This window comes from Candidatus Paracaedibacter symbiosus, assembly GCF_000757605.1.
GTDB lineage: Bacteria > Pseudomonadota > Alphaproteobacteria > Paracaedibacterales > Paracaedibacteraceae > Paracaedibacter_A > Paracaedibacter_A symbiosus.
On the sequence record NZ_JQAK01000010.1, the window covers coordinates 1 to 12,443 of the forward strand.

Below are 12,443 nucleotides of genomic sequence, written 5' to 3' on the forward strand. Positions count from 1 at the left end.
CCCAACCAACTACTATTTAAGCTCAGCAACAAGTTGCAACAACTTCTCACGCACTAATTCTTTTTGAGATATAGTTAAATTTTTAAAAGCCCCGTTTTGAACCTTTAACTCGCCTGCGTTAAAGCTCATTCTTAACACAGAAACCACAGAAATTTTACTTTTAATATTTCCTTTATCACCTAAAATTTTCTGCTTTAATAACTCTGGATCTTCTATTTTTAAAAGAGCCTCCAAATTATCACGGCCAACATAATTTTCCTTAATAATGAGTTGTTGAATATTCGGAGGAAGCTTAAGTAAATTTAGACATCGTGATATGCGAGACTGAGACATACCTAGCCGTTTAGCTAGCTCTAACTGCCCACCCCACCCAAATTTGTCTATAAGGCTTTTTAGTCCATAAGCAAGTTCCATGGGATGAAGATCTTTCCTCTGAACATTTTCAATTAAAGCAATCTCTTCAATATTGTCAGCGTCTTCAATAATAATGCAAGGAACTTTATCAAGACCAGCTAATTTAGAAGCTCTTAATCTCCGCTCCCCACTAACAACTTCAAACTTCCCCTCCTCAATTTTAGATTTAACAATGGTTAATGGTTGTCTAACCCCATGTTCTTTAATAGTAGTCGCAAGATTTTGGAGTTCATCTTCATCAAAGATGACTCTAGCTTGGTTTTTATAGGGAATTAATTTGGAAGTATCAATAAAATAAAATTCTTGGGCAAATTTATCCATTCCTATGCTAGCTCGACTATTGTTAAGAAAGTCCGGCACGCTCATGTTTTCTAAGGATTTAGAAGCTTCTTTATATCTTATTTTTCTCATTATGACATCTCCTTAGTATCTCTATCTTTCACAAACCTATGTAGTAGTGCTGTTATAAGATCAGAAATATCTTCTAAAGCGATGGAATTTGCTCGTGCAAAGAAAGCCAATGGTAATGATTGTTTAGCTGACGTAGTAATGTCCTCACTTTTACGGATTGCAAAATCAGGTATCATATAATTACTATAAAATTGGCGCAAAACTGTCATAGCTTCGGCACAATTGGAAGAGCGATCTTCATATTTATTGGGTACGACTAAAATGTCAGGAAGAGATATTTGCATACCTTTATAAAATTTAATCATATCTTCCATTAATATTTTTAGACCATTCAAACTATATGGCTGTGTTTCGCAGATAATTGAAATATGGTCAGAGCAAACAAGTATATTTCTATTGAGGAGGCTAATAGTCGGATTAGTATCAAAAATAATAAAATCGTATTGACCTTTCAGCTGTTCCATTAAAATTTGGAATCTTTCTTCTCTCTTAGGCAAATCATTTAAAGAAACTTCTAAACGCGTTACAGCTAGGTTTGAAGGAATACACTGCAATCCTGGATAAACAAATCTAATTGCATCTTGAATGGAAACTGTTTCATTTACGACATCCGAAAGGGTGGGGTAATTATGGTTATTATCAAAACCAAGGGAGGTTGATAAATGTCCTTGAGGATCAGCATCTATAACAAGCACATCGTATCCCATCAAGGCTAAATGTGAGGAAACTTGATAACAAATACTTGTTTTGCCTGTGCCGCCTTTAAAATTATAAAAACTAAGAATTATATCTTTCTTGTTAAGCTCAGGGGATATATTACTATCTTTAAAAAATCTTCTTGTATCTTCAACTGAGTATCTTAACTTCCTAGAGCTTTCTTTAGGCGATAAAATGGGCTTAACTGAATGCTTAGAAATCCATCTACTAATAGCATGCGGTCCGACTTTTGCCAAACTTGCAATTATTTTTTGTGTTGTACCAAAATTTGAATAATCTATCATAATTTCCTCATCTTAATTATACATAACCACAACAAATTGATAGACGCAACATAAATTAACGATTTTAACAAAATAGCTTGCATGGCGACACATTTATAATGATATTAAAAAATTATAGAATATTAAGATGGTGATTTTAGTGGGACAGAAGAAGGCTTTAGCGATTGCAACCAACAATAAGAAAATTCAAAAGCGTTGGTCTATGCTTGAAAGCCGATTAAAAACTGCCTTATAAAGGATCGTTTTTCTTGTAATCAAGTTAAAAAATGACACACAATGCAAATGCTAATTTGCTGTCAAAAGGATATGTAACTTAATTCTCAAGTTTATAAAGTTATGGTTTAATCTTTTCACAAACTCATTGATTGACAAACTTAGGATATGCCTCTCCTGCAGTTTTTGAAATGCAATGGCACAAACAACAAACTGTTTCTCTTTATACTGTCCATCAAATGGCTACAAGATCATATTATTGGAGCTTTTTTAGTGCCTTATCGACCGATTTTAAGATGAAGACACATCTCAGCCACCTTAATGAGGGCTGCATCCGTGATATGTTCACACTTCGGTAGACTCAGCCAGGTCAGCTTCGGACACATCTGCGCCACCTTGATGAGGGCTGCATCCGTGATCAGTTCACACCCCCCCAGATCCAGTGAAGTCAGATTCGAGCAACTCTCAGCCAACTTGATGGGGGCTACATCCGTGATATGTTGGCACCACCTCAGATTCAGTGATGCCAAGTTCGGACACTTCTCAGCCACCTTGATGAGGGCTGTATCCGTGATATGTTTACACCCCCCCAGATCCAGCGATGTCAGGTTCCGACACTTCTCAGCCACCTTGATGAGGGCTGCATCCGTGATCAGTTCACACCCCCCCAGATCCAGTGAAGTTAGGTTCCGACACTTCTCAGCCACCTTGATGAGGGCTGCATCCGTGATCAGTTCACACCCCCACAGATTCAGCGATGTCAGATTCGAGCAACTCTCAGCCACCTTAATGAGGGCTACATCCGTGATCTGTTGGCACCACCCTAGATTCAGTGATGCCAAGTTCGGACACTTCTCAGCCACCTTAATGAGGGCTGCATCCGTGATATGTTCACACCCCCCCAGATCCAGCGATGTCAGGTTCCGACACTTCTCAGCCACCTTGATGAGGGCTGCATCCGTGATCTGTTTACACCCCATCAGAGTCAGTGACGCCAAGTTCGAGCAACTCTCAGCCACCTTGATGAGGGCTGCATCCGTGACCTTTTCACACCCCCACAGATTTAGTGAAGTCAGGTTCGGACACTTCTCAGCCACCTTAATGAGGGCTGCATCCGTGATCAGTCCACACCACCCAAGATCCAGTGAAGTCAGGTTCGGACACTTCTGCGCTAGCTTGATGATGGCTGTATCCGTGATCTGTCGACACCACCCAAGATCCAGTGAAGTCAGATTTGAGCAACTCTCAACCACCTTGATGAGGGCTGCATCCGTGATATGTTGGCACCACCTCAGATTCAGTGAAGTTAGGTTCCGACACTTCTCAGCCACCTTGATGAGGGCTGCATCCGTGATATGTTCACACTCCATCAGAGTCAGTGACGCCAAGTTCGAGCAACTCTCAGCCACCTTGATGAGGGCTGCATCCGTGACCTTTTCACACCCCCACAGATTTAGTGAAGTCAGGTGTTCGTACTTCGTTACAAGTTTTATGAGCTTCTCATCTGTGATGGAATCATTAACCCTTAAATGTCTTCTTGTTAGATTTTCCAAACTATTAAAAGCATGAGATACCAATGCGGCTTGTTTGGCTGAGTTCGAATCTAAAAATTGAAAAATGTGATAATTTACTTCTAATGGAAGCCATTCAAAAGGGTTATCTCCGGTAGTATTGACGGCACTTTCAGCAAAGTTAGAGCGTGGGGGGTTATTAGGAGGCTCTATGGCAAGCAATGGTTGTATTCCATGATCGACCACCAAAGCCTCTACTGCTAGACTCTCAGGTAATGTATCGTCCCCTACCCTTTGCCTCGTTAGAAACGGTTGCCTTTGCTGGCCGCAATCTTCAAGGTCGGCTGCTATTTTACCCATAGGATTGGGTTTATCCATAGCCAAAGCTGTGCTCTGCCAACAAAAATTTATGGCGCTTAGCAACAATAAACCCCTAATTTTCTTATAGTTATTCCCCATAACGTTTTCTCTTGTGTAATTGTAATTCTTCATTTCAATAATATATAAATAGTGTTTTTTATTTATTACTGCCCCCACCCCCATAAGGACGATCGATAGGGAGAACTCTGCATTTCTAGTCATGATGAGTATAGAGAAGAGATTTTCCGGTTCTGTCGCAAATTTTCAAAAGTGCATATTATAGGTTCCCTTTAGACATAATTATGCTGCGAGAGCATAAAATTGCTTCCAGGAAGGCAAGGCTTCTTGAATTTCCTAAACTTAGCCTCCAGGGATAGAGAATACTTAACAACCCAGCGATTTACTGTCGCGTGATCAAGCTCTATCCCTCGCTCTTCCATTAATTCTTCTACATGCCGGTAGCTTAAGGGATAGGCTACATACCGACGAAGGTCCATTAAAATGACGTGTTTTGGAAAATGACATCCTTTGACACTTATCATACATACTCTCCTATCGCTCAAGCTAGATGATTTCCATTATACAGCATCATCTAAATTTTGCGACAGAACCGAAAAAAACGGTTGTTTATATTGTGAACCTTACTTTAATAAGCACTTGAATATGTACCACAAAAGTAATACATTATATTATGAGCAATAGAGAATACATAGCCTATGAAGGTGAAAAATATATTATAGAATGGTTTTTTACCCAGGATGAAAAAAGCCCCGTTTTAGAGTATTACACTATGCTCGATAGAGTGCAGAAAATTAAGTTACTCATATTGTTTAAACGAATGGGAGATTTTGGTAAGATTATCGATAAAACCAAATTCAATAATGAAGACGATAAGATCTATGCATTTAAGCCTCAACCCGATCGGTTTCTGTGTTTTTTTTGTACAGCAAAAGAAAATAATTATAACAAACGCCTTTTGTAAGAAGCAACCCAAGTTGCCCCCCAATGAAAAGGAACGAGCGTTAAATTATAAAGATGATTTCGAGAAACGAATTAAAAGGGGTACATATTATGAGTAAAAAAATTTTATCTACATTCGAACGTGAAATGCAAGATATAGAGTTCCGAACATCTTCTGAGAAAGAGTATAAAGAATTTGTACTTGCAGAAGTGTTGGCTAACTTAATGAAGGAAAGCCATAAAACAATACGTGGACTTGCTGAAGAGATTGGCATATCACCCACAATCATCCAAAGAGTTAAATCTGGCCAACAAAAAGATTTGAAAATCACTAATTTCCTTAATATTGTTGAAGCCTGTGGCTATCATATTTACCTTGAAAAAGGTGACAGGCGCATTGAAATATAATGATTGTTGATAAGCAACTAACATTGGGTCGTTGTGAGAATATAATAAGTCTAGATAAAACATATATACAACTCATTGCTAGTTTCTGGGCAGAAGTAACACAAAAAGGTGTAACAATATTAGATGAGTTTATTTTTGTGCCGCAGGAACTGCTTCTTTCCTGCTATTTTTTGGAAAAACAGCTAATTTCAAGCATGGTGAAGCATACCCGTTTTGGATATTATGTTGAGTATTATTAATCAGATCACAATTTAGCCGTTACAAAAGTGTCGCAAGCTAATCATAGCGTAATTTCATTCCATAGTGGTGAGCGCTGATTCTCTCAAAGAAGCCGCTTGAATTTGTCTTCTCAAGCAAAAATTCTCTCGATTGTGCGAAAACGTTCTTTAAAAAGCTTGAGATCAAACAGGGGCTTGCGTCCACGTTTGCTCTGCTTCCTATTTCGCTTGTTGGGATTGATATTGGGTTTCATGGCTTCTCGGATAAGAGGGGATTCATGCCTGTTACCCGGAGCAAATATCATAGGAGCAATGACATTGCAGTTGCGATCGCAAATGGCAACAACTTTGTCACCTTTCATGTGTTTATGGCCGTTATAACCTAAATTATCTCCCCCTTTTTAGCCGCAGTGGTTGAGCCATCCCCATGAATTATTTTTGTATCTAAAAGATTATGTTTAAATAACTCACTATAAGTATTATAGGTCCACTTCTTTTCTTGATAATGGATACCAACAACACCTTGAGAAGAAGGCCAATAATGGATTTGCTGTAGCAGGATCGCTGCTGATCTACCTACTATTTTGATAAGTTCGGGCTGAAGAACAAAACATTTACCCTGTTCTAGCAAAATTTTAGAATTTTCTAGGCGCACAAACTTTTTCCTTTACGAAAATATGTTTATGCACATGAACAACAACAGCTAGACATTGCCAACATTCATTAAAAGTATCAAGAAAGTCTTGAGAATTATTTGTAACATTTTCTTTTCCCTATTTTTGTCTGAAAATATTCTCAACACTTCTTAAAAACTTGGCCGTAATGAGCCGTAATATAGTCCTGCATGAATCTGTTTTCTGCTTGGAAACAGACTTTATTGTCGATAACTTGCAAGCTAATTCTTGAAAACCAATTTCTATAAGCATTTTCACCAAAGAGAGATAATAGTTTCAATCTCATCTCCTTACACTTTTGACCCTCATTTAAGGTTTGGATATGTGATATAGCATCTGTTTGTGAGTAGCTAGCCACGTCTATTTCTTTGACCCCAAATTCGAGATTCTTGATACGCTCAATTGTCGTGTATTTTAATGCCCACAGAAGGGAAAGAGTGAATGTATCTCCCGTTAGATAATGGCTTGAAGCTATGGTCTTGCAATAATGCTCCCACTTTTCCATCTCTGAATTAAATTTGTTTTTGTAAGCGGCAACAAGCAAAGGGGCCAGCTGTTTTGACATAATTGTTGGCGTTTTTTCTAAGATTTTGTTCCAAATAGATAGCATTTCTTGAGCAATGGATGTTTTTCCATTAGGAGTATATCCCGGGGATTTTGCTTTTGTATTATTGCTTATAGCTTTAATATTTTTGACTTGTTCGACTTGGTCTTTTTGACTTTTCGAGATAGGGATGTTTGGTTGGTCAATGTCTGCTAGCGAAGATGCTTCCTCGTCAGATTTACTATTAATTTCTTTGTTTGTTTTCTTAGTAATGAATTCGCCTTCATGTCGGAATGCTTCCGACTTTTTGTCAATAAAAGTTTTATTATTTACCTGTAAAGGAGTCTCTTGTTGCAGTAATAAAGAATTTGTCTGTGTCTCACCGGCTTCTTTTGCTTTAAGTAGAGCGTCTAGTTTAGCTTCATCAACAGTATAATAGTTTGTTCTATTTGATTTGCAGCGACTCAGCTTTTGAATAATGATAATACCTTGGTCGCTTAGTTTAGAAATGATACGTTCTACTTGTCTTGAGCTATATCCAATGTATTGGCCCCATTGATCAGAGGTGTTGTACACCCATTTCTTTCCTTCTTTTTCAATGCCGAAGTTTTGATTGTTAAGGAGATATTGAAGAACTCCTATAAACATTGAAGCTCCTCTTCCAAATATGTCCCCTAGTTTGGGGTTATATTTAATAAAGGCAATGTCAAAGGTATCGACGGTCATGCTGTTTCTCCACAGAGAAGAAGAGCAAAGAGTTTTTGAGGGAATTTATTTATTAAATCTGTGTAGTTGGCATGAATAGTGCCAACTACATTCATTTCACTAGATAAATTTCTAGTAACGCAACGAAAAAACATCGTATAAACCTTTCAAAATCAATTGTTAAGATTTACACGAAACACCAAAACACGTTGACAATATAACTATTTCATTATATGATCAATGTATGATTAAGTGTGTTTACAATATTTCGTGTAAACTCATTGTTATTTAAACCTCCGTCTGCAAACGGAGGTTTATTACTTTTTCTCTTTTTGTGCTATCTTCGCTAAAATATCCTCTGTTGTGTTTATTCTTTCTTTTTCTAGTAGCTCTCTAGCTGCTTTAATGAGCCATGATGTGCGTGTGATGTAATTTGAGGCACATATCTGATCTATCTCCTCTACTAAAGACACTGGCATCTTTACTGAAAAAGCTTGAGTTTCTTCTTTTTTCTTCGCCATATAAAATACTTCCGTCCATATTATGTATTAAACTTACTCTAAATTTTACCTGGTGTAAATAGGTTGTTTTAGGTTTCTTTGTAATCCATTGGGTGCTTCTGTGGTTTTTTGATATGTTGTAATTTATATTTTATAATTTATAATACATCAACGCTTGATCTATTCTATTTATTATAATTTATATTTTATAATTTATAAAATATAAATTTTTTAAATATTTTTTATCTTAAGCTCCGTTTATCCACTAACCAATTATTAGGAATGGTAAACCCTAGGAGTTTAAGCGCCTTCAGTATTACTGTTTTTTCAGTTTCACCAGGGTTTTTACGTATGTACTCTTTTATTTCATTTTTTAATGTTCGAGGCACGACGGCTACTATCCTATCATGCTCTTCTTTTTGAGAAAAAAAAGTATTTTCCTTAGCTACTTTAAGTTCTCCTGTAACTGTGGCAGAAGGAATATTTTTTAAAATTGAATCTAATTCTTTGCTCATGGAAACTCTCTATCCATTAATTAGTACTGTATTTTACTTGGCTATAAAGTCATCTACCTCTGATATAATTTGCGCAATATCGCGAGCAGCTGCCCCTTCAGGGTCAGTTATACATGGAGAAAGGCCTTTTATTGCTGCTTCAGGATAAGCAACTCTATGGTACATTTCAGCTTTAAGTACAAGATAGCCAATTTGTTCTAACTCGCTCCTTACATGGCGGGCTATCACTGTTCCTTGCTGACTCATAGTTATGATCATTTTATATCTTATAGGGTTAGACAACCGTTCTGGAGTTTTATTTATTTCTTTTATTAGATTATGAGTTTCTAATGCTCCCGCGACATCGTCTGCCGAAGGCTTTAGGGGGATAATAGCTAAATCAGTAGATATTAAGGCTTTTACTGTTGTTCTGTTTCTAAAACCTCCAGTATCTACTATAATATAGTCATAATCAGTTTTTAATTCATTTATAGTTGAGTCAACTATTTCTTCAGGTTGGGCAATTACAACCAGCTTGCTTAATAATCCATTCGGGTCATGTCTTTTTATTATGCTTCCCTGTGGGTCAGCATCAATAACAGCTACTCTCATTCCAACATTCAACCAATGAGCTGCAATATTTCTAGCAAGCGTCGATTTACCAGCGCCTCCTTTGCTGGTTGCAAGTGTTATTACTTTTCCCATTATCAATTATCCTATTATTATAATTTATAAATTATAATAATTCTTAATAAGTAAAGGTGTCAATAAATAAAGTATAATTTATAAATTACAATTTATAAATTATAAAATTATTTGGGATTTTTAAAAGGTGGCCTCTATGAACAAATATGTATATTTCCAATGCTTTTGTATTTAGAAGGGAAAAATTATTCTGAAAAAATATACTATTTAGGCTAGGGGATAGGAAAAATAAATATATTATACATTAAATATCCTTCAACATTTCTTATAAAAGTATGTTTGTAATGGTTTAGAGTAGCTAAACGTATTTTATAAATTATAATTTATAATTTGTAACAAATATAGATATGTGGCCTATATTCATAATTAGTTGCTACGGATTATTATAGTATTTTAAATGCATGCGTGAGGCCGGATCAGTGAGGAAAAAATACATGCATTTTTTGTATATAATAAATCCTATTGTATATTATAACTTATAACCTATAACTTATAATTTATAATATATAACCTTTGTTTTAAAAGCTTTAAACAAGATAAAATTAAGATTTATAGTACTCTTGATAATTTATAAATTATAATTTATATATTATAAAAACGACCACTAATCTAATTGTAAAAATTTCAGTTTAATTTATACTTAAATACTTTTTCAGAGGGAGACAAATAAAATAGGCAAAAATACAAAGGAGTTTTAATAGCTAAGAAAAAAGAGCTAAAGATAATATAAATTATAAAATATAATTTATAATTTATAACTAATAGTTTACTATGTAGCTTTTGAGCAAATCAGGCTAGATATCTCTCTAATAAAAATAGCCAGTGATGAAAGAAAAGAGATAGGTAAATAAATAAATTTCCAGATAAATACCCCATTAAAATTCAGCCAAGTAACATAAGCAATAAATAATAAGGGTTACTGAATAGTTTAATCCCTAAGGGTTAGGGTTATGGGCTCTATCTAATTAATAATACTATTAAAATAACTTTTTAAAAAATCCCTTCATAGATAAAATACTTATTTTGGCATCGTCAAGTTAACGTAGGCAAAAAAGCTTGAGAGTGTTAGATATGAGGAAAAGGCTTAAAGGGTTTAAAGCATGACATTAGAGGTTGCCCCCCGCCGTCATCGGTTTCCTATTTCTATTATTAGCCAGGCTGTATGGATTTATCATCGGTTTAATAATAGCTATCAAAATATTGAGGAACAGATGGCTTACCGAGGAATTCTTGTAAATTATGAGACAATTCGATCTTGGAGCATTAAATTCTCAAGCCATTTCAGAAACGTCATTAAAAAGCGGGAACGGAAACCTTCGGATAAGTGGCACATTGATGAAATGACAGTAAAGGTCAATGGAGAAATGTTTATTTTATGGCGTGCAGTCGATTCTGATGGATATGAACTGGATGTCTTTCTTCAGAGGCGCCGTAATAAGAAAGCGGCAATTAGGTTTTTAAGCCGGATGTTGGGGAACTACCCTAACCCCAGAGTCATTGTCACGGACAAATTGAAAAGTTACAGAAAACCAATACAAGCTATGTGCCGGAGCACTGAACATCGATCGCATAAAGGGTTAAACAATCGTGTAGAAAATGCCCATCAGCCAACGCGTCGCAAAGAGAAATGTTTGGTTAAGTTTAAATCACCTCAGGGTGTGCAGAGAACATTAGCCCTTATGGGGAAGGTTCGTAATCTTTTTGCTATTGAGGTGGGACGATATTTGAAAAAAGCTTCTGAAAGGAAGAGATGCTTTTAGAGCCGCCTGCACCATCTGGTCTGAGGCGGCTCAAGAGCTCATTTGCGTCTAATGGGTCTAATTAAACATATCTTTACTATCTCTACAAAAGTTAACTTGACGGCGCCCTGCCAAGACTTCAGCTTCTCCTTTTTGCATGATTGGTAAAAACTCAGTCCAACCTGAAGGAATATCCGTTATAACGAGCGTGTTTAAAAAACTGCCTTGTATGCTTTGCCCGCAATGAGCCACTAAATCTGCTTCAAAAAACCAGGGGTTGTTTCATTCCAATCTGCAAAAGTTCTAACCTTGATTTGTTTTTTTAATAGACTGCCACTCTTTGTCGTACTTAACCCTTTGCTATTTTGGATACGTTCTTTGCTTAATAAACGATCAATCGTTGCTGGACTAATGGAAAACAATTTTGTCCGTACATTATTTGGTAAGCTTAAATGACCATGCTTTTCCAGCTTAGCGACAAGATCCTTTAAAAAGGGCGCAAGCCTTTTGCCGCATATGCAGTTAGCCGCTTGCCAAGCTGTAATCAATGCTCTTTTTACATCTTCATTATATAACGTTTTTCTGATAGTTGATTTGGGTAGGAGAGAGATCGCCTTGCTTTCTCTGTTCAGAAGGATGATGGCGTATTTCCTGCCATACCCTGCTATTTCGGTTATGTTGTTGATAATTTTGATCTTATCAAATCTTTTTGCTAGCCGATAATTGCTGCGTGCTTGATTCAATAATTCATTCTTTGTCTGGAAACTAATTTTTGTCTTCATTCTTGCCTCCTGTTAAACCTTCTCTGGTTCAATCCTATTTGAGGCAACACTTCTTTCAGGGTTCAATTTTTATTGAGGCAATGCGAACACCCAGGGTGGTAAATGAAAATTCCCCCACCATAATCCCTGGAGGAATAAATGTTAAAGCAAGCAGAAGCAAAGGAGAGTATTTTTGAATACATAGAGGGATTTTACAATTGTAAAAGACTGCATTCTTATTTAGGCTACATGAGCCCCAATACGTTTGAGAGAAGTAAGGCCGTTCACATCTCCATTGTCTAAAAATACAGGGGGAGATCAGCTAAGTATAAATGAGTATATACTCACGTTATCAACTGAGTGTTTACTCATGTGTGTTTGTGTGTAAATAAATTTATACTCATGTTATCAAATGAGTATTTACTCATATGTGTTTATCTGTATTCTTAATTATTAATCTTAAATTCTATAAGATTAATAATGGTTTGTCGCCCTTAGCCTGCAATCTCAAGGTCTACATCTTGTCCAAAACCACTTTTGATTTAGTATATCATTTTCTATCTACTCTTAGTAAAGAAAAGGAGGAGTTCCTTTACTTAAGTTAAAGTAGGGGAGGGAGGTACTTAAATTATTGTATTTACTTAATTCAAAAAAGTTAATTAATACAGTTAACAAATCAACGTAACCGATTTATTATTTTAATAGAGTTTATTTACTGATAAAACCGTGAAGACACTATAGTATCGCTCAATTTAGGAGTAAAAAGCTAAATAGATAAATTTTTTGCTACTAAAGAAATATTTAAAGTCATACCAAGAGCTGTGG

At 36.1% G+C, this 12,443-nt stretch carries 15 protein-coding genes and 2 pseudogenes; 5 read left to right on the forward strand and 12 right to left on the reverse strand.

Features of this window, described 5'->3' with window-relative positions; translation table 11 throughout:
• Window positions 1-12: 12 nt before the first annotated feature.
• From IG80_RS0111135 to IG80_RS0111150, 4 genes are all read right to left on the reverse strand, one after another.
• Window positions 13-825, reverse strand: a complete 813-nt coding sequence (locus tag IG80_RS0111135) for a ParB/RepB/Spo0J family partition protein (protein ID WP_052046403.1) — start codon at window positions 823-825, stop codon at window positions 13-15.
• Window positions 825-1,826 (reverse strand): ParA family protein, encoded by a 1,002-nt coding sequence (locus IG80_RS0111140; protein ID WP_032114110.1) that lies wholly within the window; start codon window positions 1,824-1,826, stop codon window positions 825-827. Before IG80_RS0111140 ends, IG80_RS0111135 begins: the two co-directional genes overlap by 1 nt.
• A 491-nt stretch (window positions 1,827-2,317) precedes the next feature.
• Entirely contained in the window at window positions 2,318-4,042 is a 1,725-nt protein-coding gene (locus tag IG80_RS0111145) for a leucine-rich repeat domain-containing protein (protein ID WP_198027383.1), read from the reverse strand.
• A gap of 158 nt (window positions 4,043-4,200) precedes the next feature.
• The gene (locus tag IG80_RS0111150; protein ID WP_032114112.1) at window positions 4,201-4,452 is read right to left on the reverse strand and encodes an IS6 family transposase; all 252 of its coding nucleotides are present in this window, start codon (window positions 4,450-4,452) and stop codon (window positions 4,201-4,203) included.
• A gap of 149 nt (window positions 4,453-4,601) precedes the next feature.
• On the opposite strand from IG80_RS0111150, the pseudogene IG80_RS12830 reads away from it, so the two are divergent.
• From IG80_RS12830 to IG80_RS0111165, 3 genes and pseudogenes are all read left to right on the forward strand, one after another.
• A pseudogene (locus tag IG80_RS12830) lies at window positions 4,602-4,989 on the forward strand (type II toxin-antitoxin system RelE/ParE family toxin).
• Window positions 4,982-5,278 carry a helix-turn-helix domain-containing protein gene (locus tag IG80_RS0111160; RefSeq protein ID WP_032114113.1) on the forward strand — a complete coding sequence of 99 codons (297 nt, stop codon included), beginning with the start codon at window positions 4,982-4,984 and terminating at the stop codon, window positions 5,276-5,278. The pseudogene IG80_RS12830 and the gene IG80_RS0111160 overlap by 8 nt, the downstream one beginning before the upstream one ends.
• Window positions 5,278-5,517: a hypothetical protein gene (locus IG80_RS0111165; protein ID WP_032114114.1), complete on the forward strand. Its 240-nt coding sequence runs from the start codon at window positions 5,278-5,280 to the stop codon at window positions 5,515-5,517. The genes IG80_RS0111160 and IG80_RS0111165 overlap by 1 nt, the downstream gene beginning before the upstream one ends.
• A 110-nt stretch (window positions 5,518-5,627) precedes the next feature.
• On the opposite strand, the gene IG80_RS15360 is transcribed toward IG80_RS0111165, so the two are convergent.
• The 6 genes from IG80_RS15360 to IG80_RS0111190 form a co-directional block, all read right to left on the reverse strand.
• Entirely contained in the window at window positions 5,628-5,858 is a 231-nt protein-coding gene (locus tag IG80_RS15360) for a hypothetical protein (RefSeq protein WP_198027385.1), read from the reverse strand.
• 20 nt (window positions 5,859-5,878) lie between these two features.
• Entirely contained in the window at window positions 5,879-6,151 is a 273-nt protein-coding gene (locus IG80_RS15920) for a hypothetical protein (protein WP_052046404.1), read from the reverse strand.
• A gap of 140 nt (window positions 6,152-6,291) precedes the next feature.
• Window positions 6,292-7,440 (reverse strand): DnaA N-terminal domain-containing protein, encoded by a 1,149-nt coding sequence (locus tag IG80_RS0111175; RefSeq protein WP_032114115.1) that lies wholly within the window; start codon window positions 7,438-7,440, stop codon window positions 6,292-6,294.
• A gap of 296 nt (window positions 7,441-7,736) precedes the next feature.
• On the reverse strand, window positions 7,737-7,940 hold the full coding sequence (locus tag IG80_RS0111180; RefSeq protein ID WP_032114116.1) for a ribbon-helix-helix domain-containing protein: 204 nt from the start codon (window positions 7,938-7,940) through the stop codon (window positions 7,737-7,739).
• Between the two features lie 221 nt (window positions 7,941-8,161).
• Window positions 8,162-8,434 (reverse strand): hypothetical protein, encoded by a 273-nt coding sequence (locus IG80_RS0111185; protein ID WP_032114117.1) that lies wholly within the window; start codon window positions 8,432-8,434, stop codon window positions 8,162-8,164.
• 33 nt (window positions 8,435-8,467) lie between these two features.
• Window positions 8,468-9,118 carry a ParA family protein gene (locus IG80_RS0111190; RefSeq protein ID WP_032114118.1) on the reverse strand — a complete coding sequence of 217 codons (651 nt, stop codon included), beginning with the start codon at window positions 9,116-9,118 and terminating at the stop codon, window positions 8,468-8,470.
• 1,100 nt (window positions 9,119-10,218) lie between these two features.
• Here IG80_RS0111190 and IG80_RS14390 point away from each other — a divergent pair.
• Window positions 10,219-10,878, forward strand: a complete 660-nt coding sequence (locus IG80_RS14390) for an IS6 family transposase (RefSeq protein WP_075553251.1) — start codon at window positions 10,219-10,221, stop codon at window positions 10,876-10,878.
• 57 nt (window positions 10,879-10,935) lie between these two features.
• On the opposite strand, the gene IG80_RS15925 is transcribed toward IG80_RS14390, so the two are convergent.
• Together IG80_RS15925 and IG80_RS12840 are read right to left on the reverse strand one after the other, a co-directional pair.
• Complete coding sequence (locus IG80_RS15925) at window positions 10,936-11,109, reverse strand: hypothetical protein (protein WP_198027386.1); 174 nt, start codon at window positions 11,107-11,109, stop codon at window positions 10,936-10,938.
• Complete coding sequence (locus IG80_RS12840) at window positions 11,109-11,639, reverse strand: hypothetical protein (protein WP_052046405.1); 531 nt, start codon at window positions 11,637-11,639, stop codon at window positions 11,109-11,111. The genes IG80_RS15925 and IG80_RS12840 overlap by 1 nt, the downstream gene beginning before the upstream one ends.
• A gap of 147 nt (window positions 11,640-11,786) precedes the next feature.
• On the opposite strand from IG80_RS12840, the pseudogene IG80_RS14395 reads away from it, so the two are divergent.
• A pseudogene (locus tag IG80_RS14395) lies at window positions 11,787-11,921 on the forward strand (IS3 family transposase); the annotation flags it as partial.
• Window positions 11,922-12,443: the final 522 nt, after the last annotated feature.